Here is a 26,047-nt window from a genome sequence, read left to right as displayed (position 1 = left end):
TTCACATCATATGATCGATATGGTGACTGGATGATCCCTTGGCATCCAGTCCCGTGAACTTGCCGCCACAGCCAAGACGCGCGCACACATAAGCGCATTCGTTTGCGCCATTTTCCCTTCCGCCAATATCGTTGTAGTCATCAAGGCTGGCGTTCCGGGACGCTCGATCGATGACGAACAAGACGGCGCCGCCAAACGGCGCCGAGCGGAGGAAACATTGGCCACCCCCACACCTGAAGCTCGCCTGAGCCACAGCTACGTCCACGGCGCCTCGACCACGCCGCTGATCGGCGACACGATCGGCGCGCATCTCGACCGCATGGCCGCCCTGTCGCCCGATGCCGATGCCTTGGTCGTGCGGCATCAGAACGTCCGGTTGACCTATGCCCAGTTCAATGTGGAGACCGACCGGCTGGCCGCCGGACTGCTGGCGCTGGGCCTGAGGCGCGGCGACCGCGTCGGCATCTGGTCGCAGAACAATTCCGAATGGGTGCTGACCCAGTTCGCCACGGCCAAGGCCGGGCTGGTGCTGGTCAACATCAATCCAGCCTATCGCACCCACGAGTTGGAATACGCGCTCAACAAGGTTGGCTGCGAGGCGCTGATCCTGGCGGCCTCGTTCAAGTCCAGCGACTACATCGGCATGATCCGGCAGGTGGCGCCCGAGCTCGACCGCTGCCAGCCCGGCCGCCTGGAAAGCCACAAGCTACCGACGCTGCGGACCGTGATCCGCATGGGCGAGGACCGGACACCCGGCATGCTCAACTTCGCGGACATCGCTGCGGCGGCCGGTGACCAGCATTTCGCCGAGCTGGAGCGGCTGCGCGGCGAGCTTCAGTTCGACGATGCCATCAACATCCAGTTCACCAGCGGCACCACGGGCAACCCCAAGGGTGCCACGCTGACCCACCACAACATCCTGAACAACGGCTTCTTCATCGGCGAGGCGATGCGCCTGACCGAGCGGGACCGGCTGTGCATCCCCGTGCCGTTCTACCATTGCTTCGGCATGGTGCTGGGCAACCTCGCCTGCGTCACCCACCGTGCCTGCATGGTGATCCCCGGCGAGGGCTTCGACCCGGAAGGGGTCCTGACCACCGTCCAGGAGGAGCGCTGCACCGGGCTGCATGGCGTCCCGACCATGTTCATCGCCCTGCTCAACCATCCCCGCTTCAAGGAGTTCGATTTCTCGACGCTGCGCACCGGCATCATGGCGGGCTCGCCCTGCCCGATCGAGGTGATGAGGCGGGTGGCCGGCGAGATGAACATGGGTGAGATCACCATCGCCTATGGCATGACCGAGACCAGCCCGGTCAGCTTCCAAAGCTCGACCGACGATCCGCTGGAGCGCCGCGTCGCGACGGTCGGCCGCGTCCAGCCGCACCTGGAGGTCAAGATCGTCGACGCCGAGGGCAGGATCGTTCCGACCGGCACGACCGGCGAGCTGCTCACGCGCGGCTATTCCGTGATGCTGGGCTATTGGGGCGACGACGAACGGACCCGCGAGGCGATCGACGCCGCCCGCTGGATGCACACCGGCGATCTCGCCACCATCGACGCCGAGGGCTACTGCAACATCGTCGGCCGGATCAAGGACATGGTCATCCGGGGCGGCGAGAACATCTACCCCCGCGAGGTCGAGGAATTCCTCTACACCCATCCCCGGATCAAGGACGTCCAGGTCTTCGGCGTGCCCGACGAGAAGTTCGGCGAACAGCTCTGCGCCTGGATCCACGTCCAGGACGGCGAGACCCTGACCGAGCGGGAGGTGCTGGAGTTCTGCCAGGGCAGCATCGCTCATTACAAGGTTCCCAGGCACATCCGGTTCGTCGACGCCTTCCCCATGACGGTGACCGGCAAGATCCAGAAGTTCATCATGCGCCAGAAGATGATCGAGGAGCTAAGGCTGGAAGTCGCGAGGACGGCGTGACAGCCTCTCGCGATCCGCTCTCGCCAATGTGACCACCCGCGCGGGTGCCTCCCGGTGTTCAACGGCGCCGGGAGGCACCACATGCTTGTCCGAACCAGTGTACGGACGACGAAAAGGAACAAGGTGTCATGGCCGAAAACATGGAGACGGGCCGGGGCTTGACGCTGGCGACGGTCGGCGGTGGCTGCTTCTGGTGCACCGAGGCGGTTTTCCAGGAGCTGCGGGGGGTGGAGCGCGTCCAGTCCGGCTATGCCGGCGGCCACGTCGAGAACCCGACCTACGAGCAGGTCTGCACCGCCCGCACCGGGCACGCAGAGGTGGTCCAGATCGCCTTCGATCCCGAGGTGATCTCCTATCGCGACCTGCTGGAGGTGTTCTTCACCACCCACGATCCGACCACGCTGAACCGCCAGGGCAACGACGCCGGGCCGCAATACCGCTCCGTCATCTTTTACCATGACGCCGAGCAGGAACGGACCGCCCGCGAGGTCATGAAGTCGGTGTCGGATCGGCGCGTCTGGGACCGCCCGCTGGTGACGGAGCTGTCGCCGCTGCCGGTCTTCTACCCGGCGGAGGCTTATCACGACGACTACTACGCCCGTAATGGCGGGCAGCCCTACTGCCAAGTCGTGATCGCCCCCAAGGTCGCCAAGGTCCGGAAGCAGTACATGGACCGTCTCCGCGCCTGATAGGTCAGGCGCGGCTCAGGCCCGCCCCCTGCTCAGGCCAGTTCGCGGATTCGCCTGAGTAGGCGGCGGGCGCCGGATTTCACCCGATCCCAGGCACTCACCGCCGCCCGCCAGGCCGGCAAGGCTCGGATCCTGTCCAGCCAGCCGGTCACGTGGCGGTAGCACCACGCGAACCAGCCGATCGTCAGCAGTTTCTCCCGGCTGGCGCGGAATAGCCGTTCGAGCGTCACGACCTTCAGCAGCTCCGCGCCACCGATGACGCAGGCTCCCATCAAGGGATGCCCGGTCGCCATGACATAGACGCCGACCGGTTTCAGCGGCTCGAATATCACGACGGGGATCGCGCACAGGATCAGGGTTGGATAGGGCCCAAGCCGGGCGATCCAGGCGCCGATCCGCGCGAAGATCGGCTGCCGGCCAATCCAGTCGAGGAACGGCCGCAGCACCCGCAGGAACACCGCGTCGAGCAGGAAATAGACGATCGCGATGGCGGTCAGGATCGGAGAGAGGATCCGCCTCAGCGCTCCGCGGCCGGTACTGCCCCAGGTATTCGGCGTTAAGCCCAATTTAGTCGTCGTCTCCCGATTTCTCCCCCGACTTCCCCAGGGCGCCTTCGACATACAGCTTCTGGACGGCGACACAGGCCACGACCGTCAAGGGTGTCGCGAAGATGATGCCCAGGATGCCGAACAGCAAGCCGGACGCGACGACGGCGAACAGGGCCAGCGCAGGAGCCAGCGACACCATCTTACGCTCGACCAGCGGCAGGATCACGTTTCCTTCGATCTGCTGGATCACGATGTAGAGCACCAGCGTGTAGATCACCATGGACATACCGCCAGTCGATGCCGCCAGCAGCGCCGGGATCGCGGTCGCGAAGGCGCCAACCAGCGGGATGAACTCGCCCAGGCCCGCCAGCAGCCCCAGGGCCAGCGCCGACGGCACCCCGATCAGCCAGAGCCCCAGGCTGGTCATCGCACCCACCATCACCATGGCGAGAAATTGTCCCTTGAGCCAATTGCCCAGGGACTCGCCCATGGCATCGAGCGTTTCGAGGGTCTTGCCCTCGGCGTCCTTTGGGACCAAGGCCACGATCCCGTTCCGGTACATCTGGGGCTGCGCCGCCATATAGACGCCGCCGACCACCAAAAGCAGCACATTGCCGAGCCCACCGATCACGGTCATGACGATGCTACCCGCCTCGCGGACCACGCCACCGGAAATGTTGGTGGGATCGACTCCCGTGATGGCGTCCAAAGCCGTACGGCCCCACGACGATCCTTGAAGCTGTTCCTTCAAGCGCCCCCAGGCCTCGGGGACCACATTGGTCAATTGCTCGACCTGACTGGAAATCTGCGCGCCGAACAACCATCCGCACAGTCCCAGCAGGATCATGATCCCCAGCACCACCACCACCAAAGCCCATCCCGCCGACAGGGGCGTGTGATCCGCCAGCCAGTCGGCGGACCGGCGCAGCATGACCGCCAGAAGCACGGCGCCGAACACCAGGAGCAGGACGTCGATGATCTGCCAGGCCAGCAGGGTAACGCCGATCATCACGATGCCGACGAGCAGGAGACGGGCGAACCGTCCGGCGGACGGCGCGGTGTCGGTGGTCATGGATTTGAAACTCCGGAAGCGAGGCGGCTGGCCGCCAACCCCTCGCCAACACACGTGCGATCAAGATTGTTTCCGGCACGATTGTTTGCGACACCGGCGTGACGATTCCCGTTTCGCGGTGTTGTCATGTGTACGATCACGTCGACTGACGTGGCCCTACCAGATTGAGGAATGCACCATGAATGACGATCGGACCGAAGGCTCTTTGAAGAAGATGAAGGGCGACGTCAAAGAGGGTGTCGGCAACGTCACGGGCGACAGCAAGCTGCAGTCCGAAGGCAAGGCTGACAAGGCTGAAGGCAAGATCCAGAACCTCGTTGGCGGCATCAAGGATGCGCTGACCGGCAACAAGGACAAGACCGACCGCTAGTCGCCAGCGATCGCCTGCGAAAAGGCCCCGGTCCCGATGAGGGACCGGGGCCTTTTTCATGCCCGGAAGATGACGCCTCCGCTCATCGCCGGATGGCGAACCCAACCCGATCCGGCCGGCCCTCCAGGTTCAGGGCCGCCTCGGCCGCCGGCATCCGGCTGATCACGCGGCCGCGCCGCAGGACGAACAGCCGCGTCGCCTTGAGGCGGATCGCCTCGACCGGATCGCGCGCCTGCAGCACCACCATATCGGCGTTGCAACCCACCTCCAGGCCATAGCCCTCCAATCCCAGCAGCTTGGCCGGGTTCTCCGTCACGGCGCGGAAGCAGGCGTTCATGCCATCCACCGACGTCATCTGAGCCACATGGAGACCCATGTGAGCCACCTCCAGCATGTCGCCGGAGCCCAGCGAGTACCATGGGTCCATCACGCAATCGTGACCGAAAGCGACCGTCAGCCCAGCCGCCATCAACTCCGGCACCCGCGTCATGCCGCGCCGTTTTGGATAGGTGTCGTGGCGGCCCTGGATGGTGATGTTGATCAGCGGGTTGGAGATGGCGCCCAAGCCAGCCTCGGCCATCAGCGGAATCAGTTTGCTGACATAATAATTGTCCATCGAGTGCATCGAGGTCAGGTGAGATCCGACCACACGGCCGTGCAGTCCCAGCCTTTGGGTCTCAAAGGCCAGCGTCTCGACATGGCGAGACATCGGGTCGTCGGTCTCGTCGCAATGCATGTCGACCAGCAAGCCGCGCTCGGCGGCGATCTCGCACAGCATCCGGACACTGGCGGCGCCATCCGCCATGGTCCGTTCGAAATGGGGGATGCCGCCGACGACATCGACGCCCATGTCCAGCGCGCGCTTCAGCAATTCGGGAGCGCTGGGTGACCGCAGGTAGCCGTCCTGCGGGAAAGCCACCAATTGCAAGTCGAGATAGGGTGCCACCCGGCGCTTGACCTCCAACAGGGCTTCTACCGCCAGCAGGCGCGGATCGCAGACATCGACATGGGTGCGGACCGCCAGCAATCCCCGTCCGACCGCCCAGTCGCAGTATTCCAGCGCGCGCTCGACCAGCGCCTCCTGGGTGAGGATCGGCTTCAGCTCACCCCACAGCGCGATGCCCTCCAGCAGGGTGCCGGATTGGTTCACCCGCGGCAACCCATAGCTGAGCGTCGCGTCCATGTGGAAGTGGCAATCGATGAAGGGCGGCGTCACCAAGCGGCCGCTGGCGTCGATCTCCTCCGGCGCCGTCGCCTGGAGCGCCGGCTCCACGGCCACGATGCGGCCGGCTTCGACGCCGATGTCGATGCCGGTCCTGCCGTCGGGCAGGTTGGCGTTGCGGACGATCAGGTCCATCAGTGGCGCTCCCCTTTACGGAACGGAATCATCAAGGCTCTCGGATACGCGGCGCGGCGCGACATCAGCACGAGAGCCAGTATGCTGAGCAGGTAAGGCAGCATCAGGAACACCTGGTAAGGCAAGGCCGGGCCGACGATCTGTTGCAACCGCAGTTGCAACGCGTCGAAGGCGGCGAAAAGGACGGCGCCGAGCAAGGCCTTGCCCGGCCGCCACGAGGCGAACACCACCAGGGCGATGCAGATCCAGCCCCGGCCGTTGATCATGTTGAAGAAGAAGGCGTTGAACGCCGACAGGGTCAGAAACGCTCCCCCCACCGCCATCAAGGCGCTGCCGCAGATCACGGCGCCCATGCGGACCGCCGTGACGTTGATGCCCTGGGCCTCGGCCGCGGCCGGGTTCTCGCCGACCATGCGGACCGCCAGTCCAATGGGCGTGCGGTAGAGCACCCAGGCCACCACCGCGACCGCCGCCAGCGCCACGTAGGTCAGCGGCGTCTGGCTGAACAGCGCGGGACCGATCACGGGTATGTCGGACAGGACCGGAATGGCGAAGGGCTGGAACGGCTCGATCGTCGGCGGGGTGGTCACCTGGGGAAGCACCATCCGGTATACATAATAGGACAGGCTGGTGCCCAGCAGCGTCACGCCGATACCGGTGACGTGCTGCGACAATCCCAGCGGCACGGTCAGGACCGCGTGCAGGGATCCGAGCACGGCGCCGGCCAGGGCGGCGATCAGCACGCCAGTCCAAAGGTCGGCGCCCTGGTGGACCGCCATCCAGCCGGCCATGGCACCGAGCGTCATGATGCCCTCGATCCCCAGGTTGAGCACGCCGGCGCGCTCGCACACCAACTCGCCCAGTGTTCCCAGGATATACGGCGTCGCGATGCGCAGGGTGGCGGCCCAGAAGGTGGCGGACACCAGCAGGTCGGCGATATCGGCGATCATGGTCGTTTCTCCTCGCCGCCGGTCATGAGGTCCGCGCGGCGGTGCGCCGGACGCGGAAGCGGACCAGGAACGCGGAGACCAGCACGCACAGCAGGCTGACCGCGACCAACACCTCCGCGATGTAGTTCGGCACGGCGACGGTCCGGCTCATGGCGTCGGCGCCGACGAAGATCGCCGCCACGAAGATTGAGGCAACGACGACGCCCAGCGGGTGGAGCTGCGCCAGCATGGCGACCACGATGCCGCTGTAGCCGAACCCTGGCGACAGGTCGAGCGTCAGGTAGCCGCGCGTGCCGGCGATCTCCGACGCGCCGGCCAGCCCGGCCAGGCCGCCGGACAGGATCGCCACCTTCAGCATCACCCAGTTGACCGGAATGCCGGCGAACGCCGCCGCGGCTTGATTGGCGCCGACGGCCTTGATCTCGTATCCCCAGGTCGTCCGGGTGTTCATGATCCACAGCGCCACCGCCGCCAACAACGCGATGATCAGCCCGGCGTGCAGCCGCGACCGCTCGATCAGGCGGGGAAGCTCCGCTTCCGGCAGGACGGGGGCGCTTTGCGGCCAGCCCATGCCCATCGGGTCCTTCAACGCCCCTTCCAGCATCATCGAGACGAACAGCAGCGTGACGAAGTTGAGCAACAGCGTTGTCACCACCTCGTCCACGCCAAACCCTGTCTTCAGCACGGTCGGTCCGATCAACAGGGCCGATCCAGCCAGGGCTCCCCCGATCAGCGCCGCCGGAAGCAGCGCCCAGACCGGCAGATCGACCATGCCGCCGCCCAGCATGACGGCGATCAGCGCGCCAGCGTAGAGTTGCCCCTCGGCGCCGATGTTCCACAATTTTGCCCGGAACGCCACGGCGGCCGCCAATCCGGTCAGCATCAGCGGCGTGGCGCGGGTGAGGGTTTCGGCCAGGGCGAAGCGGCTGCCCAGGGATCCCTGGAACAGCAGGACGTAGGCTTGCGCAACGCTTGTTCCGGTCCAGGCGATCAACGCGGCGCACAAGGCCAGCGCCGCGATCACGGCGGCGATCGGGGCCAGGACGCGGAGCGCCGCCGAGGGCAGCGGGCGCGGTTCAAACCACATGGGATACAGGCGACATATCGTTCAGGCCACTTCGGATAGTTCGGTCCAATGACCAGCCATCGCCAAACCAAGCTGGCGGATGGTCACCGCCGAGCGCGGCTGGGGCGGCGACAGCCTGCCCCGGTGGATGACGGCGATCTGGTCGGACAATGCCAGGATCTCGTCCAGGTCCTCGGAAATCAGCAGGATGCCGGCACCGCCGGCGCGCGCCGCCAGCAGGCGTTCGTGGACATAGGCGACCGCCCCGACATCGAGCCCCCGGGTCGGCTGGTTGGCCAGGATCAGCCCCGGCCCATAGCTGAGCGTGCGGCCCAGGATCAGTTTCTGCATGTTGCCGCCCGACAGCAGGCGGGAGACCGCGTCCGGTCCCGGACAGCGCACGTCGTAGTCCTTGATGACTCCCTCGGCCCGCTGGCGCGCGGCGCCGCGCTTGAGGAAGCCAAAACGTGAGAACTCAGGCAGGCGATAGCGTTCGGCGATGAGATTTTCCCAAACGGTCATGTCGCCGACCAAGCCGGTGGCGTGCCGGTCCTCGGGGATGCGGGCGACGCCGCACCGGACCATCGCCCCCGGACCGGTCCGAGCGATCCCGTTTCCCAGAACCTCCAGCAGCCCGGCGTCCGGCACGATCAACCCGCTGACGAGATCCGCCAACGCGGACTGTCCGTTGCCGGAAACCCCGGCGATTCCTATGATCTGGTGGCGGCGGATCTTCAGATCGACCGCGTCGAGCATCCCCTGCCCGTTTCCACCGCCCGCCTTGACCGTCACGCCGGCCAGCGTCAGGACGGGCTCCCCGGCGGCCATCGGCTCGACGGTCGGCGCCTTCAGCGTGCGACCGATCATCAGTTCGGCCAGTTCGCCCCGGTTGGTCTCCGCCGTGCGGCGGACCGCCACCAGCCGGCCGCCGCGCAGCACGCCGACGTTATCACTGGCGGCCATCACCTCGTTCATCTTGTGGCTGATGAAGACGATCGCCAAGCCTTCCGCCGTCAGCAACTTGAGGGTGGCGAACAGGCGTTCGCTCTCCTGCGGCGTCAGCACGGCGGTGGGCTCGTCCAGGATCAGGATGCGGGCGTCGCGGTACAGCGCTTTCAGGATCTCGACGCGCTGGCGCTCGCCGACCGACAGGGCGCCGACGCTGGCGTCGGGATCGACCACCAACCCGAACCGCTCCGCGAGGCTGACGAGCTTGCGGCGCGCCCTTCCCCGATCGGTCCAGAACCGCCACAGCGGCTCGGTTCCCAGGATCACGTTGTCCAGCACCGACAGGTTGTCGGCCAGCGTGAAGTGTTGGTGGACCATGCAGATGCCGGCCGCCAGCGCCGCCTTGGGCGAGCCGGGTGGCAGCGGCTGGCCGAACGCCTCTATGTGTCCCGCGTCGGCCACGTAATGGCCGAACAGGATGTTCATCAACGTCGTCTTGCCGGCGCCGTTCTCACCCAGCAAGGCCATCACCCGACCGCGCCGCAGGTCGAGCGAGATCGCGTCGTTGGCGGTCAGGGCGCCAAAACGCTTGGTGATGCCGGTCAGCCGAAGGACGACCTCCGGCTCGACGGCGGGAGTGGATACCATCAGTCTACGCCATTAACCGCGGGAGGCCCTACCGGATCACATCGACGACTTGGGCTCGTCGTTGTTGACCTTGACGGTGAAGGCGCCGCTCCGGATCTGCTCCTCGCGCTCCTTGACCTTCGCCTTCGCGTCGCCCGGGACCTTGTCCTCGAAGGTGCCGAGCGGCGACAGGCTCGATCCCTTGAACTTCATCAGGCTGAACTGGCCATAGTCCTCGCCGACGAATTTGCCGTCGCGGACGGCCGTGATGGCGTGGGAGATGGTCGGCTCCATGTGCCACAGGGCGCTGGCGACCACCGTGTCCGGATACTGCGGCTGGGTGTCGATGACGTTGCCGATCGCCAGCTTGCCGCGCTCCTTGGCGGCGTCGGACACGCCGAACCTCTCGGCGTAGAGGATGTCAGCACCCCGGTCGATCATGGCGAAGGCGGCTTCCTTGGCCTTGGGCGGATCGAACCACGAGCCGATGAAGCTGACCATGAACTTGATGTCCGGCTTGGCCTCCTTGGCACCCTCCATGAAGGCGTTCATCAGCCGGTTGACCTCGGGAATGGGATAGCCGCCGACCATGCCGATGACGCCCGTCTTGGACATGGCACCGGCGATCATGCCGGTCAGGTAGGCCGGCTCCTGGATGTAGTTGTCGAAGACCGAGAAGTTGTTGCCAGCCGCCGGGAAGCTCGAAGCCATCAGGAAGGCGGTCTTGGGATAGTCCTTGGCGACGGCGCGGGCCGGCCGCTCGATCGCGAAGGCCTCGGCGACGATCAGTTGCTGTCCGCCCTCGGCGTACTGGCGAAGCACCCGCTCGTAATCCGTCGTGGCGACCGATTCGGCGAAGACATACTCGATCTCGCCGCGGCCCTCGGCCTCCTTCAACGCCTTGTGGATGCGGCTGACCCATTGCTGCTCGATCGGGACGGTGTAGACGCCCGCGACCTTGATCTTGGCGGGTTGGGCCAAGGCGTCCGAGCCGGTCCCCGCCAGCGCGATCGCCCCCATCATCATGCCGGCCGCCGCGAGAAAAACCCGCCGTCCTAGCGTCCGCCCCATCGAAACACCCATCCGTCAGCCCCTCATCCCTGGCATCGTCGTTATCGCGCCGCACCCGCAAGCAACCGCCATGCCATCACTCCGCCCGCCACCCCATGGTCGAACAGGGCGCGGCTTTGCCGGAATGAAATGGCGCGCGCTCAGGCAATGCCTGAATCATAGGCAACGGCGGGGCGCACCCTAGACCGGATGGACGGCCATGGCTTCTAGGTCAAACGGCGTATGATGCCGGCAATTCGGCCCTAATGCGGCCAGTCCAAGGTGGTTGACCCAGCATCACGCGATCATGCCCGCGAAGGCGCCAAACCTCGGCGCGACTGGAGCGCGTACCACAGCGTCACGCCCAGCGCCGCCGCCAGGAATGGCAAGGCGCCGATGTTCACCGCCTTCCAGCCCAAACCGTTCAGCAGTCCGGCGGACCCGAAGGACGCGATGGCGGCGCAGGCCGCGATCGACATCTCGGCGAAGCCCTGGACCCGGCCCCGCTCCTCCGGGCGGTGCGACTGGGTCAGCAGGGTGGTCCCCGCGATGTACATGAAGTTCCAACCCAAGCCGAGCAGCACCAGCCCGATCTGGAAGTTGAGCAACACCTGATCCCAAGCCGACACGGTGGCGCTGAACGCAAGAATCACGGCTCCGAGCGCCGCGATGCCCGGTGCGCCGAAGCGGTCGATCAGGCGGCCGGTGAAGAACGACGGCACGAACATCCCCAGCACGTGGACACGGATCGTCCCCGCCGCGTCGCCGACACTCAGGCCGCAGCCGACCATCGCCAGCGGTGTGGCATGCATCACCAGCACCATCACGGCGTGCCCAATGGCGGCGCTCGCCAGGGCGGCGATGAAGACGGGTTGCCGGATGATCACCCCCAGGGGCCTGCCAGGTCCGGCGGAGCCCGCGATGTCCGGCTGGCGCGCCGGCAGCAGCGCCAGCGGGACCAGTAAGCCGACGCTGAGGACGGCCAGGGCCAGGAACGAACCGGCGAAGGCGATCGGTGCCAATAGGTCCTTGGTCCAGAGCGCCAGGGGAGGCGCCACCAGCGCCGCCACGATGCCACCGGCCAGCACCAGCGACACGGCGCGCCCGCGCCGTTCCGGCGCCACCCGATCGACCGCCGCGAGGCGATAGTATTGCGCCGCCGCCTGATGGGCGCCCAGGACGATGTTGCCCAGGCAGAAGATAACGAAATCGGCCTGGAGGATGCCGATGGCGCAGATGGCGCCACCCGCCGCTCCCGCCAGCGCCCCGGCCGAGAATCCGGCCCGTCGGCCGCGCCGCTGCATCACCAGCGAGATTGGCCGGGCCAGGAAGATGTTGGCGACCGTCAGGAGCGCCACCGGCAGGGTGGCGAGGGCCGGGCTCGGGGCGATGGTCTGACCGATCAGCCCGGTCAGCGTGATGCTGATCATCAGCCCGGCCCAAAACATCGCTTGGCAAACAGAGAGAGTCAGGGCGTCGCGGCCTTCGCGTAGTAGCCACATTGTCGTCTTCCCAAGGAATGAAAGGGGGAGCCTCAGAGCGCCGGCACCGGCATTTCGGCGCGGAAATGGTTGCGGTAGTCCTGTGGGGTGACACCCAGCCGGCGGAGGAAAGTCCGGCGCATCGTCTCGGCGGTCCCGAATCCTGTCGCGAGCGCGATCCGCTCGACCGGTTCGCGGGTCCGTTCCAGCCGGGCGCGGGCGGCGTCGAGACGGACCTTCTCGACGAACTTCTGGGGCGTGTCGCCGGTCTCACGCTGGAAGACACGGGCGAAGTTGCGCGGGCTCATGGCGGCGCGGGCCGCCAGTTCCTCGACGCGCAGATCGGCGCCGGGATTGCCGACGATCCAGTCCCGCGCTGAGCGTATGGGGGATGACGCGTCGGCCTCCGCCATGACATGGCTGCTGAACTGCGACTGCCCACCCGGACGCTTGAGGAACAGCACGAGCTGACGCGCGATGTCGAGCGCCGCCCGGTGTCCCTGGTCCTCCTCGACCATCGCCAGCGCCAAGTCCATGCCGGCGGTGACTCCCGCCGAGGTGTGGATGCCGCCGTCGCGGATGTGCAGCGCGTCGGGTTCGAGCAGGACCTTGGGAAAGGCGGCTCGGAACTCGTCACACCGGGCCCAGTGGGTGACAGCCCTACGGCCATCCAGCAGTCCCGCCGCGGCCAGGACGAAGGCGCCCGAGCATACCGAACCCAGCCGACGCGCCCGGGGCCGCATCGCGTGCAGCCATTGGTGGACATGCGGATCCGCCGCTGGACGGTCGACCCCGACCCCGCCGGCGACCAGCAGCGTGTCGATGCCGTCGGAAACCTCGCCGATCCCGCGTTCCGCGATGATCCTCATGCCGGAGGATGTCCGGATCGGCCCCCGCTCCAAGCCGATGATCTCGACCGGATATCCAGCGTGGCAGAAAACCTGCAGCGGTCCCGTCACGTCGAGGATCTGTACATCGGGGTAGGCCAGCACGGCCATCAGGGGGCGATCGATCTTGCTCATTCCGGCACTATCCGATCCGACGGGTTTGGCGGCAATGACAAAGAACCCACGTTTCCTGCCAGCCCACATCCAAGGGTGTAGAGCGGAGTATCGAGCCGCCACCTCCACCGCGCGCCAGCTAGATAAAAGACATTTTAATATAATATTTTAAATGCATCTTCTTGGAATGGAATGGAAATGAAGACCACTGGGCTCGTGTTATCCATCGCTGGCGGTATCGGCCTCGCGACTGGCGCGGCTTTGGAATTCAGCACCGGCGGCGGGCTCAGCCGGCTGGTCAATTTCGGGCTGATCGCCGGCCTGCTCGACCATCGCATGCTGATCGTCCTGATCTCCGGCTTCGCGCTGGTCGCCGGCACCGTGCTCTACGGCCTGTCCTTGACCGAGGAGGCGCTGGGCCGCATGACCGCGATGATCCAGGAGGCGATCGACGCGCCGGACACCTACCCCGCCGTGCCGATGCTGCTGAACAACCCGATCACCGCTCCGGCGTCGGCGCCGTCGTCGGATCTGACCGCCTCGCGCCCGACCGGTGAGGTCGTCAAGATGGTGCCGGACGCGGTGGTCCGGGAAGGTGGCGTTCGCGGGGCCTGACGGGGAACGGCGGGGTTATCGCCCGATCTCGAAGGTACACGAACCGAATTGCCGTGGCACGGGTCGAGAAAGGAGTCCTTTAACTATTGGTGTCGCATGATCGCCTGCCAGCCTGATTACTTCCTCGATTGGTTTGATGGAGCCGTCCGCGAAACCCCGCCTCCCCATCGTGTCGCGGCCGCCAACCGCTGACGGCGCGGTCGGATCGCTACATACCAGGATCATCGAGAGCGTGCCCGAAGTGGTGTTCGCGACCGATGCGGATGGTTGCTGGACCTATCTTAATCCGGCATGGACACGCCTGACCGGCCATCCCGCGCGGGACTGCATCGGTCACTCGTTCGCCGAATTCGTGTTTGGGGAGGAACGGGCGGTCGCGGTAGCCCGGTTCGGCGAATTCATGTCGGGACAAGTGTGCGGCTACAGGCGCGAGGTGCCCTACCGGACCGCCGATGGCGCCGTGCTGTGGCTGGACGTCAACGTGTCGCTCGACCGCGACGCGGACGGGCGGGTGATCGGCAGCTACGGCTCCATGAGCGACATCACGGCCCGCAAGCTGGCCGATCTTTCCGCCCGCCGCGAGCAGGCGATCCTGGAAGCCATCATAGGCGGTGATCCCCTCGAATCGGTCTTGAGTGGGATCTGCCTGTTGTCGGAAGACGTGGCGGCGCGAAGCCGGTGTTCGATCCTGTCGCTGGACCCGGCGACCAAACGTCTCCATGTCGTCGCGGCGCCGAGCTTGCCCGACGACTATAACGCTTTGGTGGACGGTACCGCCATCGGCCCCTGCGCCGGATCCTGCGGGACCGCCGCCTTCCGGGGTGAACCGGTGGTGGTGGCCGATATCGCGAACGATCCGCTCTGGGTTCGCAATGGCCGCTACCATACCGGCGCCCTCAACCATGGATTGCGCGCCTGCTGGTCGTTTCCGATAGTGGGCGATGGTGTCGTCCTCGGTACCTTCGCGATCTACTATGATCGCGTGCTCGAACCCGACGACGCCGAGTTGCGGATGGCTGACCGCTTGGCGAAGCTGGCCGCCATCGCGATCATGCGCCGCCGCACCGACGACGCCCTGAGGATCAGCGAGGAACGCTACGCCGTCGCCGTGCGCGGCGCCCAGGTGGGCATTTGGGACGTCGACCTCAAGACTGGCAGCGTCTACTGGTCCCCCCTCCACAAGGAGATGCTCGGGCTCGACCCCGACGCCGCCCATGTGTCGGAAACCGGCAAGGGCATTCTTGGCCAGACGCTGGAGAGCCTGATCCATCCGGATGATCTGCCCCAGGTCGAGCGTGCCTACCTGTCGCACTTGGCCCACGCGACGCCTTACGACGTGACGTTCCGCGTCATCCGGCCGGACGGCGCGCTCCGATGGATGCAATCGCGTGCCCAAGCCGTCCGCGACGACGCGGGCGCCCCGGTCAGGATCGCCGGCAGCATCCTGGACGTGACCGACAAGGTCGACGCCGCCGACGCGCTGCGGACCCGCGAGCGGCAACTCTCGAAAGCGCAGAGCTTCGCCCGGACGGGCGACTGGCTGTGGCATCTGGAACAACGGCGCGTCGAGTGGTCGGACGAGATCTACCGCATCTTCGGCGTCGACCGCGACAGCTATGTGCCGGAAATCGGCAGCGTATTCGACTTCGTCCATCCCGATGACCGGTCGGACGTGATGGACCGGATGTCGCGGACGATCGCGGAAAAATCGCGGTCCACCATGGAGTTCCGCATCGAGCGGCGCGATGGCGAGGAACGTCACCTGTGGGCCCAGTGGCAGTGCAGCCTCAACGCCGCCGGCGAGGTTTCCCACGTCTTCGGCGTCAGCCGCGACGTGACCGAGGAGAAGAAGGCGGCCGAGACCCTGCGCGCCGCCAAGGACGCGGCGGAAGCGGCCAGCCGCGCCAAGTCGGAATTCCTCGCCAGCATGAGCCACGAGCTTCGCACCCCGCTCAACGCCATCATGGGGTTCAGCGAGGTCCTGAAGGAGGGCATCCTGGGGCCCTTGAGCGAGCGCTACCGCGACTACGCCAGCGACATCCACCGCAGCGGCCGGCATCTGCTGGACCTGATCAGCGACCTGCTGAACATGGCGCGGATCGAGGCGCGTCAGATCGAGTTCCACGAGGAGCCGGTGGCGCTCGGCGACATCGTCGAGGAAGGATTGCGGCTGACACGGCTGACGCCGGGGGAGGCGACGCAGGTGGTGACAATCGCCCTGCCCGACCCCGTTCCCATCATCCAAGCCGACCGACGGGCGTTGAAGCAGGTGCTGATCAACCTGCTGGGCAACGCCGCCAAGTTCACCCCCGACGGTGGCCGCATCGGCGTGACCGTCGCGCTCGATCCGACGAAAGAACATCTGGAGATCACGATCTCGGATACCGGAATCGGCGTCCCGGAGCATCGGCTCGGCGACTTGGGCAAGCCGTTCAGCCGGGTCGAGAACGTGATGTCCCGGCGCTACCAGGGCAGCGGCATGGGTCTGTTCATCTCCAAGGCGCTGGTGGAGCGTCATGGCGGCGCCTTGCTGATCACCAGCGCCGAGGGGCGCGGCACCAGCGTGACCGTCCGGCTGCCGGCCAACCGGATCATCACGTTCGGCTCCCTCTCCGACGACTAACCGACCAAGGAGAGATTGCGGTAGGATCATCCATGCCTCAATCCCGGGATCCCGGCGGAAGAGGGACAACCCGCCGCGGAGAGGGCTGTGATGGGCATGATGGTGAGACTTCCGATCGTTCTGATGCTGGCCTGCGCCTTGGCGGGACCGGCCTTGGCCGCCGGGACGACGGTCGATCGGACGCCGGTCGGCCGCGTGATCCGCCTGGAGGGTGACGGATCGATCGTGCGCGACCGGATCCGGTCGTCGCTCCTGGTCGGAAGCGCGGTCTTCACCGACGACGTGATCGAATCGGGCACCGCCGCGCGGCTGACGGTCCAGTTCGGCGATGGCAGCACCTTGAGCGCCGGGCCGGAGAGCAGGGTCGTCGTGGCGGCGTACAAGGTGGACGCGACGGGCGCCCGCTCCTCCGCGATCTTCTCGCTGCTGGCCGGCATCGTCCGCGCCGTGGTCCAGAAAGCGGGACTGGGGGAGTTCGCGGTCCAGACCGACACGACAGTCGCCTCCGCCCGGTCGACCGAGTGGACGGCGGAGGTGACGCCGGCCGGGACGGCGGTTCTGGGGCTGGAGGGAGTTGTCGAGGTCCGGAGCCGCGCCACCGGAGCCAGCGTGGACTTGACGCGGCTTCAGGGGAGCGACGTGGCGCCCGGGCGCGATCCGACGCCGCCGGTGACCTGGGGAAGCGCCCGGGTGGAGAGGACGCTTCGGCTCATCGGCCCGGCTTTCCGCTAGGCCATGGCGAAGCGGAACGGCGGAGGGTGGCGCTTGATCCTGGCGGCGCTGGCGGCGCCGCTGATCCTCGCCGGGCTTCGGCTGGCCGATGCGGAACCGGCGGTGTTGGGCGAGCTTGAGAGCCAGAGCCTGACGCTCCGCTATCAGCTTCGGGGCCCGCTGAAACCGTCGGGCGCCGTGACCTTGCTGATGATCGACGACAAGACGCTGGCGGAGCACGGCCGCTGGCCGCTGTCGCGCCGGCTGATCGCCGACGCGGTGCGGCGGGTCGCGGCGGATGGAGCACGGGTGGTGGCGGTCGACCTGCTGTTCCCCGAGAGGGAGGCCGATCTGCCCGCCGATGTCGTGGGTGTGCTGACGGAGGCGCGCGCGGTTTCGTCGGATGGTTTGGATCGTCGGATCGACCGTTTGCTGGCGACGTCCGATCCCGATGCCGAACTGGCGGCGGCGTTGCGTTCGGCGAACGCCGCTGTGCTGGGCTTCGCGTTCGGCTTCGATGGCGGCGATATGAGCCAAGCCCCGGCGGAGCTGGCACGGTCGGCGTATCGGATCGTGCGGGAACCCGCCGTCTCGGCCGGCAGCGGCGGCGACCGGCCAACCACCGCCGTGGCGCCGGTGCCGGTGCTGGCCGAGGCGGCTGCCCTGGGACACGTCACGGTGCGGATCGAGGCTGGCGGCGCCCTGAGGCGGGAGCAGACCGCGATCCACTTCGGCGACGGCTGGTATCCCAGCCTGACGGTCGAGGCGGTCCGGCTGTATCGAGGGCTCGACGCCGACGCGGTGACGCTGGATGTCGGATCCGGCGTGGCGCTCGGGCTCGACCGGATCGCGACCGACCGGCGGATGCGGATCGCGGTGAACCACTATGGTCCGCCCGGCACGATCGAGCGTCACTCGCTGGGCGACCTGCTGGGCGGGCGCGTTCCGGCGGGCGCGTTCCGCGACCGGATCGTGATGATCGGGTCGTCGGCTCGCGGTGTCGGCGACAGCTTCAACACGCCGTTCAGCCGAGTCCTGCCCGGCGCCGAGCACTTGGGCACCGTCATCGACAACCTGCTGACCGGACGCGTCCCGGTCGATCGTCCCGAGCTGCTGACGGCCGATGTCGCGGCCATACTGGCTGGAGGCCTCGGCGCCGCGGCGCTTGGCTCGCTGCTGACGCCGGTGCTGGCCGGGCTGGCGACGCTGGCGCTGATCGCGGCGTGGCTGGCCGCCGCCGCCACGCTGTTCGCCACGGCCAACCTGTGGCTGACGGTGACCTCGCCGGTGCTGGCGGCATTGCTGGGCTTCGGCCTGTTCGCGGCGCGTCGGACGTTGGCGGGGGACAGGGCGCGGGAGTTGGCGGAGCGGCAGCGGCGGAACCTGTCGCGCTACTTCTCGCCCATGATCGCCCAGCGGCTGATGAACACCAACCTGCCTGGCATGGAGGACCGTGCCCAGCCGGTGACGATCCTGTTCATGGATCTGGTCGGTTTCACCGGCATCAGCGAGCGGCTGGCGCCGCACGAGGCGATGGACCTGCTGCGCGGGTTCTATCGACTGGTCGAGACCGCCGTGTTCGACCAGGGCGGCGTGGTCGACAAGTTCCTGGGCGACGGCGCCATGGCCCTGTTCGGCATGGGCGAGCCGTCGCCGCGCGATCCCGCCGACGCGTTGGCCGCCGCGCGGCATCTGGCGGACGCCATGGCGGCTTGGGGCGTCGAGCTGGCTGCGGCCGGACTGCCGGTGCTGAGGGTGGCGATGGGGCTTCACCTTGGCCCCGTGCTGATCGGAGACACGGGCGGCGCCCGGCAATTCACCTTCACCGTGACCGGCGACGCGGTCAACGTGGCGAGCCGGTTGCAGGCGATCACCCGCGATTTGGGCGTCATGATCGCCGCGTCCGACGCGGTCGTCGAGGCGGCGCGGTCGGCCGGCGGGCAGGACTTGGTAGACGGTTTCGTCGAATTGCCGCTCCAGCGGCTGCGGGGGCGCGAGCGGCCGATCGGGGTATGGGGCTGGCCGGCTCCCGGCGCGACGACCACCTTCTAGACCACCGCGACCAGCCGGCGGATCAGCACGGCCGCACCCTCCGCCGCGGCGCCGCAGAAGCTGGCGAAGTCCATGTGGCTGTCGGCGCCGGCCAAGTCACTGAGCGAGCGGACGACCAGACAGGGGATGCCGTAGCGCTCGGCGACCTGAGCCACGGCCGCCCCCTCCATCTCGATCGCCAGCGCCTGGCCGAAGTCGCGGTGGAGGCGTTCGCGCGTCTCCTCGCAGTTGAGGAAGGTGTCGCCGGTCAGGATCGTGCCGAAATGCAGCGCCGGGACGCGTGGCGCCGCTCCGGTCGCCTTGGCGTCGAAGGCCGGTAGGGCGATGCCGTTCAGGGTGGCGCGCACCTTGGCCTCCAGCTCGGGAGCGAGAGCGTAGCCGTGGGTGTCATCGAATCCGGGCAGTGGCGGGATGCCCGGCTGGTAGGTGCGGATGCGGCCCTCGACCAGCGCGCCGTAATCGTGCTGGACCAGCCGCGTCGCGATCACCACGTCGCCGATGCCAAGGGCGGGGTCGAGCCCGCCGGCGACACCGGAGAACAGCAGCGCGTGGCAGTCGAAGATCTCGGCCAGCAGGGTCGAGACCACGGCCGCGTTGACCTTGCCGATGCCGCTTTCGACCATCACGGTTGGACGGCCCTCCAGGGTGCCCTCGCGGAAGGTCAGGCCGGCCAGAGTCCGAGTGGCGGTTTCGGTGAAACTGGAGCCGAAATGGGCGATCTCGTCGGGGATGGCGCAGATCAGGCCAAGGGGTTTGACGGTCATGAAAGGTTCCTGGGAGGGGTTCCTGGACGGGCTTCTGGGCGAAGGCGGCTGGTCATCACTCATACCGCCTTTTATATGTCACTACCATGGATGACCTCTCCCCGCCCGATACCCTGCTGCCGCCCAACTTCCTCGGCTGGTTCTCCAGCCGCGGCTGGGCGCCGCACGCGCACCAGATCGAGATGCTCAAGGCGGCGCGCGACGGCGACAACGCCCTGCTGATAGCGCCGACCGGCGGCGGCAAGACGCTGTCCGGCTTCCTGCCCAGCCTGATCGACCTGTCGGAACGGCCGCGCGAGGGCATGCACACCCTGTACATCTCGCCCCTCAAGGCTTTGGCGGTCGACATCCAGCGCAACCTGGAAAGCCCGGTGGCCGAACTGCGCCTGCCGATCCGGACCGAGACCAGGACAGGCGACACCTCGGCCGCCAAGCGTCAGCGCCAGCGCTCCAAGCCGCCGCAGGTGCTGATGACGACGCCGGAGAGCCTGGCGCTGATGCTGTCCTACACCGACGCCGAGAAGATCTTCAAAGGGCTGCGCTGCGTCGTGATCGACGAGTTGCACGCGCTGGCCGGGACCAAGCGCGGTGACCTGTTGGCGCTGGGCCTCGCCCGGCTGGCGCGGCTGGCGCCCCTCTGCCGGCGCGTCGGGCTGTCGGCGACCGTGGCCCATCCCGCCGACCTGAGGGCGTACCTGTCCAAGACCGGACGGGCCGATGGCGGCGATGTCCGCACCGTGCTGGGCCGGACGGGAGCCCGCGCCCAGGTGGACATCCTGACGACGCGCGAGCGGCTGCCCTGGTCGGGACGGATGGCGGTCCACTCCCTGGGTGAGGTCTACGACCGGATCCGGGCGGCGGGGACCACGCTGGTCTTCGTCAACACGCGGGCGCAGGCCGAGATCGTCTTTCAGGAACTCTGGCGGCTCAACGAGGATGGGCTGGCGATAGCGCTGCACCACGGCAGCCTGTCGGCGGAGCAGCGGCGCAAGGTCGAGGCCGCGATGTCCAAGGGGTCGTTGCGCGCCGTCGTCGCCACCTCGTCGCTGGACCTGGGGATCGACTGGGCCGCCGTCGATCTGGTGGTGCAGGTGGGAGCGCCCAAGGGGGTCAGCCGCCTGCTCCAGCGGATCGGCCGGGCCAACCACCGGCTGGACGAGGCGAGCCGTGCCGTGCTGGTGCCGGCCAACCGGTTTGAGGTGCTGGAATGCAGGGCCGCCGTCCAGTCGATCGAGTCCCGCACGTTGGACGGCGACCCGACGCGGCCCGGCGGACTGGACGTGCTGGCCCAGCATATCCTGGGGATGGGCTGCGCCGGGGCGTTCGCCGCCGACGAGCTGTATGGCGAGGTCACCTCGGCGGCGCCCTATGCCGGGTTGAGCCGCCAGGATTTCGACGACGTGCTGGATTTCGTCGCGACCGGCGGCTACGCGCTGGGAAGCTATGACCGGTTCAAGCGGCTGACGCTGAGCGACGAGGATGGGCTGTACCGCCCGGCGAGCCCGGTGGTGTCGCGCCAATACCGCATGAACGTCGGCACCATCGTCGCGGCGGTGACGCTGAAGGTCAGGCTGGGACGCGGGGCGGTGCTGGGCGAGATCGAGGAATCCTTCGTCCAGTCGCTGTTGCCGGGCGACACCTTCCTGTTCGCCGGGCAGCTGCTGAAGTTCCTGGGCATCCAGGAGACCACGGTCAACTGCGCCAAGGGCGGCCAGGGCGATCCCAAGATACCGGCCTATGCCGGCAGCAAGATGCCGCTGTCCAGCCACTTGGCCGATCAGGTCCGCGCCATGCTGTCCGACCCAACCGTCTGGACCGACCTGCCGCCCGCCGTCCAGGAATGGCTGCGCCTGCAACGGCTGCGCTCGCTGCTGCCGACGCGCGACGGCTTGCTGGTCGAGACCTTCCCGCGCGGCAAGCAGCACTTCATGGTGGCCTATTGCTTCGAGGGGCGGAACGCGCACCAGACGCTGGGGATGCTGCTGACGCGCCGGATGGAGCGCGCGGGGTTGAAGCCACTGGGCTTCGTCGCGACCGACTACGTCCTGTCGGTGTGGAGCCTGAAGCCGGTCAAGGATGTCGACTCGCTGTTCGACCAGGACATGCTGGGCGACGATCTGGAGGCCTGGATGGACGAGTCGAGCATGCTGCGCCGGACCTTCCGCAACGTCGCGGTGATCTCGTGCCTGATCGAGCGGCGCCATCCCGGCCAGGAGAAGACCGGGCGTCAGGTGACCTTCAGCTCGGACCTGATCTATGACGTGCTTCGGAAGTACGAGCCGAACCATGTGCTGCTGCGGGCGACGCGGGCGGACGCCGCCGGAGGGCTGACCGACGTGCGGCGGCTGTCCGACATGCTGGCCCGCGTCAAGGGCCGCATCACGCACAAACCGTTGCCGCGGGTCTCGCCGCTGGCGGTGCCGGTGCTGCTGGAGGTCGGGCGCGAACAGGTCTTCGGCTCCGCCCTGGACGATCTGCTGGACGAGGCGGCGCAGGAGCTGATCGACGAGGCGATGCCGGAATTGAAGGAGGCGGATGGCCAGCGGGGCGGCGGGCGAGGCGGTGGTCAGGGTGCGCTGCCGCTGTGACGGCGGTGTCATTCGGGATCGCCGCACCGACGCGTTGTCCTTGACGGCGCCTGCGGGATACGGGAGATGTATGTCGGAACCTAACATGAACGAATCGGATCGTACGTGCATTCGTCCCCAAACCTGACCCTCAACGGCGTCGATCTGCTGGCCGACCTGTCGGGCGCGCTGCTGTGGCCGGACCGCCGGCTGCTGGTGGTCGCCGACCTGCATCTGGAGAAGGGATCGGCCTTCGCGCAGCGCGGCCAGTTGCTGCCGCCCTACGATACCGGAGCGACTCTGGCGCGGCTGGAGGGCGTGATCGAGCGCCACCAGCCCGAGACGGTGATCTGCCTGGGCGACAGCTTCCACGACCGCCGCGCCGCCGACCGGTTGTCCCGCCCCGACGCCGAGCGGATCGCCCGGCTGACGGCGGCGCGGGACTGGATCTGGGTGACCGGCAACCACGACCCGGAGCCGCCGGCCCATCTGGGTGGCCGGATCGCCGATGCCGTGACGCTGGGCGCGCTGTGCTTCCGCCACGAGGCGACGGCCGGAGCCGGTGGTGGCGGTGGTGGCGAGGTGTCCGGCCATTACCACCCGGTCGCGGCGGTGCGCGCCCGTGGCCGGCGGGTGCGGGCGCGGTGCTTCGCCAGCGATGGCAAGCGGCTGATCATGCCGTCTTTCGGCGCCTATACAGGAGGGCTGAACGTGCTGGACCGGGTGCTGGCTCCCCTGCTCGGCCGCCGGTTCCAGGTCCACATCATGGGCCGCGAGAAGCTGTTCGAGTTCCCCAGCGCGCGGCTGGAGCCGGATCTGGAACGGGCCTTCCGGATGCCGGCGGCTTCCGGTGTGGTCGGTTGATCGGTGGATTGACTCCTGGATTGATCCGGGACGTGGCTGGCATAGATCGGTGGGGCGGGCGGGCCGTTTGACGCCCCGCCCCATTCCCACCGGCTTTCGAAGTTCCCCATGACCTCTCCGTCCACCACCATCCGCCCGGTCGACTCCCCGGCCATCGTCTGGTTTCGCCGCGACCTGCGGGTGGCCGACAACCCTGCCCTTCACCACGCCGTCGAACGCGGCGGACCGGTTGTTCCGGTCTTCATCCTGGACGCCGATCCGGAGGATGGCCCGCGTCCGCCGGGCGGTGCCGGGCGCTGGTGGCTTCACCATAGCCTTGAACGGCTGGCCGAGACGCTGCGCGGCTTGGGCTCGCCGCTGGTGCTGCGGCGCGGCGATGCCGTCGCCATTCTGGCGGAAATGGCCGAGGCGTTGGGCGCCGAGGCGGTGATGTGGAACCACGATCACGATCCGGGAGCCGCCGCGCGCGACGACAAGGTCCGCGAGGCTTTGACCGCCAAGGGGATCGCGGTCGAGAGCTTCAACGGCGCGCTGCTGGTCGAGCCGGAGGCCATCCGCTCCAAGGCCGGGACGCCGTTCAAGGTCTTCACGCCGTTCTGGAAGACTCTGTCCACCGGTCATGATCCGGCCCGGCCGCTGCCGGCTCCGGCTGGATTGCGGGCACCGGCGGGTGGCGTCGCCTCCGACAGGCTGGAGGATTGGGGATTGCTGCCGGTAACCCCGGATTGGGCGGGCGGGCTGCGCGAGGACTGGGTTCCCGGCGAGGCGGCGGCGGGCGAGAGGCTGACGGATTTTTTGGACGAGATCGTGCGCGATTATCGGACCGGCCGCGACCGCCCCGGCCGGGACGGCACGTCGCGCCTGTCGCCCCGGCTGCGCTGGGGTGAGATTTCGCCGCGCCAAGTCTGGCACGCGGCGCGGATGCGGGCGGATGACGGGTTGGAGCCGGCGATCGAGGCCTTCCTCCGCGAGATCGGCTGGCGCGAGTTCACCCATGGACTTCTGGTGACAAATCCCGACCTGGGGACCGAGCCGATGGACAAGCGGTTCAACAAGCTGCGCTGGCGCGACGACGATGCCGGGGTGGAGGCGTGGCGGCGCGGCAAAACCGGGTATCCGATCGTGGACGCGGGAATGCGGCAGTTGTGGCAAACGGGCTGGATGCACAACAGGGTGCGGATGATCACCGGCTCGTTCCTGGTCAAGGACTTGCTGGCGCGGTGGCAGATCGGCGAGGAGTGGTTCTGGGACACGCTGGTCGATGCCTGCCCGGCCAACAACACCGCGAACTGGCAATGGATCGCCGGCTGCGGCGCCGACCCCGCCCCGTTCTTCCGCGTGTTCAATCCCGTGCTCCAGGGCCGCAAGTTCGACCCGGAGGGTGACTATGTGCGCCAGTTCGTGCCGGAATTGGCGGAGTTGCCGAACCGGTACATCCACGAGCCCTGGAACGCGCCGACGGACGTGCTGGCGAAGGCTGGCGTGGAGTTGGGCACGACCTATCCGAACCCGATCGTCGATCATGGCACCGCCCGCGACCGCGCGCTGGCGGCTTTCCGGGAGATGCGGGCGGCGGCGCGGGACACGGCACCGGCAGCCTGATGGGCTTGGCGGGCTTGGTGGGCTTGTAGGGTGTTGGGGGAGAGTTCGCGCGGGGTGGGATCAGACGGCTTCCAGTCGTCTGATGGAGTGGCGAGCGACGGCGCGGGGTTGGATGGCGAGTTGCCGGTCCAGTTCCGCGAGGGAGGGATACCCGGATGGCATCGGCTCGTTCGTCTCGACCTCCTCGTTTTCGTCGAAAAGGTCATCATTGGTCACTGTCCGGGAGGCCGTCATGGGCGGTGTGAGGTCATCCTCCACGGCGGCCTCGTCGGTGAATCCGGGACGGAAGCGGATGGGATCCAGTTCCTCTTCCGGATCGCCGGCGAGGTCTTCCAGGTCGGCATCCGGGTGGGGTTTGCTGTCCAGGGCGCCGTGATGGTGATAGGCGATCCGCTTGTCCTGGATGACGCCGCGCAGCTTCAGGCGGAACTCGATCGCGCGGAGTGCCAGCGCCGGGCGCTTGCTCTCGAAGGCGTCCGCGATCACCCATCCGATCTGTTCGTCGGCCTCGTCCAGATGGGCTTGATGCTTGGCGCGCCGCTCCGCGCGGATCTCATCGATCCGGACGCGGATTTCCGGCTGGCGCATCAGGAACGCGCCGCGCTGCTTGCCCCCGCCGGCCGAGTACCCCGCCCTCCTGGCCACCTCCGCTCCACCCACACCATGGGACATCGCCTCGCAGAACTCCTCCTGCCGGGAGGTCAGCTTGGGTCTGGCGGGGGCGGTGGCTTTGGGGGTGGTGGCTTTGAGGGCGGGCGGGGTCATCATGACGGGAGCCTTCCGTGGGATAGGAATATTCGTGGATTATTATCCTAATTTGATGATTCTGACAAGCTGCAAGAAGGACGGACAATCTGGAATCATCTAGCATCCTCTCAACTTTTGGTCGTAAAAATGTATGATCATGAACAACATATTGGAATCCATCAAGGACTAGGCTCCAACGAAGATGCCATGGTAGCCGAAGGTGCAGGAGATACGCGAGATTCAATCCAGTGCAGCGAGATCAGAAGAAGAGAAATAATATTAAAGGTTGTTACCGCTTTTACCAGAAAGGTAATCAGCGGTGTCAAAGCGCCTTAAATCACCAAGAGCTTGTTGAGTGTGAGCTGATGCGTCTGCAGTGTGTCGGTTGGCTTCGGAGGTACAATGATAAATGA

Annotated in this window: 21 protein-coding genes; 10 read left to right on the top strand and 11 right to left on the bottom strand. The window is 67.3% G+C overall.

The genetic code is table 11. The annotated features are described in order from the left end of the window. The first annotated feature begins 217 nt into the window (after positions 1 to 217). Together N825_RS03700 and msrA are read left to right on the top strand one after the other, a co-directional pair. The gene (locus N825_RS03700; protein WP_051511497.1) at positions 218 to 1,930 is read left to right on the top strand and encodes an AMP-binding protein; all 1,713 of its coding nucleotides are present in this window, start codon (positions 218 to 220) and stop codon (positions 1,928 to 1,930) included. Positions 1,931 to 2,058: 128 nt separating this feature from the next. After that, positions 2,059 to 2,619 (top strand): peptide-methionine (S)-S-oxide reductase MsrA, encoded by a 561-nt coding sequence (gene msrA, locus N825_RS03695; RefSeq protein ID WP_245613001.1) that lies wholly within the window; start codon positions 2,059 to 2,061, stop codon positions 2,617 to 2,619. 32 nt (positions 2,620 to 2,651) lie between these two features. Here msrA and N825_RS03690 read toward each other — a convergent pair whose 3' ends face one another. Together N825_RS03690 and N825_RS03685 are read right to left on the bottom strand one after the other, a co-directional pair. Further along, complete coding sequence (locus N825_RS03690; protein ID WP_051511496.1) at positions 2,652 to 3,185, bottom strand: hypothetical protein; 534 nt, start codon at positions 3,183 to 3,185, stop codon at positions 2,652 to 2,654. Position 3,186: 1 nt separating this feature from the next. Continuing rightward, positions 3,187 to 4,239, bottom strand: a complete 1,053-nt coding sequence (locus N825_RS03685) for an AI-2E family transporter (protein WP_051511495.1) — start codon at positions 4,237 to 4,239, stop codon at positions 3,187 to 3,189. Between the two features lie 178 nt (positions 4,240 to 4,417). Here N825_RS03685 and N825_RS03680 point away from each other — a divergent pair, with 178 nt between their 5' ends. After that, positions 4,418 to 4,609 carry a CsbD family protein gene (locus N825_RS03680; protein WP_037447100.1) on the top strand — a complete coding sequence of 64 codons (192 nt, stop codon included), beginning with the start codon at positions 4,418 to 4,420 and terminating at the stop codon, positions 4,607 to 4,609. Positions 4,610 to 4,691: 82 nt separating this feature from the next. On the opposite strand, the gene N825_RS03675 is transcribed toward N825_RS03680, so the two are convergent. From N825_RS03675 to N825_RS03645, 7 genes are all read right to left on the bottom strand, one after another. Beyond that, a complete protein-coding gene (locus N825_RS03675; RefSeq protein ID WP_425423715.1) occupies positions 4,692 to 5,969 on the bottom strand; it encodes an amidohydrolase family protein in 1,278 nt (425 codons plus the stop codon). Continuing rightward, positions 5,966 to 6,916, bottom strand: coding sequence for an ABC transporter permease (locus tag N825_RS03670; protein WP_037447096.1), 951 nt, complete (start codon positions 6,914 to 6,916; stop codon positions 5,966 to 5,968). Before N825_RS03670 ends, N825_RS03675 begins: the two co-directional genes overlap by 4 nt. A 22-nt stretch (positions 6,917 to 6,938) precedes the next feature. Continuing rightward, positions 6,939 to 8,003, bottom strand: a complete 1,065-nt coding sequence (locus tag N825_RS03665; RefSeq protein WP_037447093.1) for an ABC transporter permease — start codon at positions 8,001 to 8,003, stop codon at positions 6,939 to 6,941. A gap of 21 nt (positions 8,004 to 8,024) precedes the next feature. Then, positions 8,025 to 9,578, bottom strand: coding sequence for an ABC transporter ATP-binding protein (locus N825_RS03660; protein ID WP_037447090.1), 1,554 nt, complete (start codon positions 9,576 to 9,578; stop codon positions 8,025 to 8,027). 36 nt (positions 9,579 to 9,614) lie between these two features. After that, positions 9,615 to 10,628 carry a BMP family ABC transporter substrate-binding protein gene (locus tag N825_RS03655; RefSeq protein ID WP_037447755.1) on the bottom strand — a complete coding sequence of 338 codons (1,014 nt, stop codon included), beginning with the start codon at positions 10,626 to 10,628 and terminating at the stop codon, positions 9,615 to 9,617. 284 nt (positions 10,629 to 10,912) lie between these two features. Then, entirely contained in the window at positions 10,913 to 12,109 is a 1,197-nt protein-coding gene (locus N825_RS03650) for an MFS transporter (RefSeq protein ID WP_037447088.1), read from the bottom strand. Positions 12,110 to 12,141: 32 nt separating this feature from the next. Continuing rightward, a complete protein-coding gene (locus N825_RS03645) occupies positions 12,142 to 13,110 on the bottom strand; it encodes a GlxA family transcriptional regulator (protein ID WP_051511493.1) in 969 nt (322 codons plus the stop codon). A gap of 177 nt (positions 13,111 to 13,287) precedes the next feature. On the opposite strand from N825_RS03645, the gene N825_RS03640 reads away from it, so the two are divergent. The 4 genes from N825_RS03640 to N825_RS03625 all read left to right on the top strand — a co-directional run bounded on the left by N825_RS03640 (position 13,288) and on the right by N825_RS03625 (position 19,090). Then, positions 13,288 to 13,704, top strand: a complete 417-nt coding sequence (locus N825_RS03640) for a patatin-like phospholipase domain-containing protein (RefSeq protein WP_157618957.1) — start codon at positions 13,288 to 13,290, stop codon at positions 13,702 to 13,704. 136 nt (positions 13,705 to 13,840) lie between these two features. Beyond that, positions 13,841 to 16,327 carry a PAS domain S-box protein gene (locus tag N825_RS36155; RefSeq protein ID WP_051511492.1) on the top strand — a complete coding sequence of 829 codons (2,487 nt, stop codon included), beginning with the start codon at positions 13,841 to 13,843 and terminating at the stop codon, positions 16,325 to 16,327. A gap of 96 nt (positions 16,328 to 16,423) precedes the next feature. After that, positions 16,424 to 17,059 (top strand): FecR family protein, encoded by a 636-nt coding sequence (locus N825_RS03630; protein WP_198038168.1) that lies wholly within the window; start codon positions 16,424 to 16,426, stop codon positions 17,057 to 17,059. Positions 17,060 to 17,062: 3 nt separating this feature from the next. Next, positions 17,063 to 19,090 carry a CHASE2 domain-containing protein gene (locus N825_RS03625; RefSeq protein WP_037447079.1) on the top strand — a complete coding sequence of 676 codons (2,028 nt, stop codon included), beginning with the start codon at positions 17,063 to 17,065 and terminating at the stop codon, positions 19,088 to 19,090. Here the strand turns inward: N825_RS03625 and N825_RS03620 are convergent. Further along, a complete protein-coding gene (locus tag N825_RS03620) occupies positions 19,087 to 19,854 on the bottom strand; it encodes a 5'-methylthioadenosine/adenosylhomocysteine nucleosidase (protein WP_037447077.1) in 768 nt (255 codons plus the stop codon). The two genes, N825_RS03625 and N825_RS03620, sit on opposite strands and share 4 nt — an antisense overlap. 86 nt (positions 19,855 to 19,940) lie before the next feature. On the opposite strand from N825_RS03620, the gene N825_RS03615 reads away from it, so the two are divergent. The 3 genes from N825_RS03615 to N825_RS03605 all read left to right on the top strand — a co-directional run bounded on the left by N825_RS03615 (position 19,941) and on the right by N825_RS03605 (position 24,887). Beyond that, positions 19,941 to 22,442: a ligase-associated DNA damage response DEXH box helicase gene (locus tag N825_RS03615; RefSeq protein ID WP_084164275.1), complete on the top strand. Its 2,502-nt coding sequence runs from the start codon at positions 19,941 to 19,943 to the stop codon at positions 22,440 to 22,442. Positions 22,443 to 22,547: 105 nt separating this feature from the next. After that, a complete protein-coding gene (pdeM, locus tag N825_RS03610) occupies positions 22,548 to 23,285 on the top strand; it encodes a ligase-associated DNA damage response endonuclease PdeM (protein ID WP_245613000.1) in 738 nt (245 codons plus the stop codon). Between the two features lie 108 nt (positions 23,286 to 23,393). Beyond that, positions 23,394 to 24,887, top strand: a complete 1,494-nt coding sequence (locus N825_RS03605) for a cryptochrome/photolyase family protein (RefSeq protein ID WP_037447075.1) — start codon at positions 23,394 to 23,396, stop codon at positions 24,885 to 24,887. 60 nt (positions 24,888 to 24,947) lie between these two features. On the opposite strand, the gene N825_RS03600 is transcribed toward N825_RS03605, so the two are convergent. After that, entirely contained in the window at positions 24,948 to 25,655 is a 708-nt protein-coding gene (locus N825_RS03600; RefSeq protein WP_037447072.1) for a terminase small subunit, read from the bottom strand. Positions 25,656 to 26,047 lie beyond the last annotated feature (392 nt).

Origin of the sequence: Skermanella stibiiresistens SB22, assembly GCF_000576635.1 — a bacterium.
GTDB classification, from domain to species: Bacteria; Pseudomonadota; Alphaproteobacteria; order Azospirillales; family Azospirillaceae; genus Skermanella; species Skermanella stibiiresistens.
The sequence above is the reverse complement of the archived record's forward strand: the minus strand, read 5'-3'. Positions and strand labels throughout refer to the sequence as shown.

Coding starts and splice junctions, on each gene's coding strand:
- msrA (WP_245613001.1), top strand. CDS start 2,059: ATGGCCGAAAACATGGAGACGGGCCGGGGCTTGACGCTGGCGACGGTC.
- N825_RS03685 (WP_051511495.1), bottom strand. CDS start 4,239: ATGACCACCGACACCGCGCCGTCCGCCGGACGGTTCGCCCGTCTCCTG.
- N825_RS03680 (WP_037447100.1), top strand. CDS start 4,418: ATGAATGACGATCGGACCGAAGGCTCTTTGAAGAAGATGAAGGGCGAC.
- N825_RS03670 (WP_037447096.1), bottom strand. CDS start 6,916: ATGATCGCCGATATCGCCGACCTGCTGGTGTCCGCCACCTTCTGGGCC.
- N825_RS03665 (WP_037447093.1), bottom strand. CDS start 8,003: ATGTGGTTTGAACCGCGCCCGCTGCCCTCGGCGGCGCTCCGCGTCCTG.
- N825_RS03660 (WP_037447090.1), bottom strand. CDS start 9,578: ATGGTATCCACTCCCGCCGTCGAGCCGGAGGTCGTCCTTCGGCTGACC.
- N825_RS03655 (WP_037447755.1), bottom strand. CDS start 10,628: ATGGGGCGGACGCTAGGACGGCGGGTTTTTCTCGCGGCGGCCGGCATG.
- N825_RS03650 (WP_037447088.1), bottom strand. CDS start 12,109: ATGTGGCTACTACGCGAAGGCCGCGACGCCCTGACTCTCTCTGTTTGC.
- N825_RS03645 (WP_051511493.1), bottom strand. CDS start 13,110: ATGAGCAAGATCGATCGCCCCCTGATGGCCGTGCTGGCCTACCCCGAT.
- N825_RS03640 (WP_157618957.1), top strand. CDS start 13,288: ATGAAGACCACTGGGCTCGTGTTATCCATCGCTGGCGGTATCGGCCTC.
- N825_RS36155 (WP_051511492.1), top strand. CDS start 13,841: ATGGAGCCGTCCGCGAAACCCCGCCTCCCCATCGTGTCGCGGCCGCCA.
- N825_RS03630 (WP_198038168.1), top strand. CDS start 16,424: ATGATGGTGAGACTTCCGATCGTTCTGATGCTGGCCTGCGCCTTGGCG.
- N825_RS03625 (WP_037447079.1), top strand. CDS start 17,063: ATGGCGAAGCGGAACGGCGGAGGGTGGCGCTTGATCCTGGCGGCGCTG.
- N825_RS03620 (WP_037447077.1), bottom strand. CDS start 19,854: ATGACCGTCAAACCCCTTGGCCTGATCTGCGCCATCCCCGACGAGATC.
- N825_RS03615 (WP_084164275.1), top strand. CDS start 19,941: ATGGATGACCTCTCCCCGCCCGATACCCTGCTGCCGCCCAACTTCCTC.
- N825_RS03605 (WP_037447075.1), top strand. CDS start 23,394: ATGACCTCTCCGTCCACCACCATCCGCCCGGTCGACTCCCCGGCCATC.
- N825_RS03600 (WP_037447072.1), bottom strand. CDS start 25,655: ATGATGACCCCGCCCGCCCTCAAAGCCACCACCCCCAAAGCCACCGCC.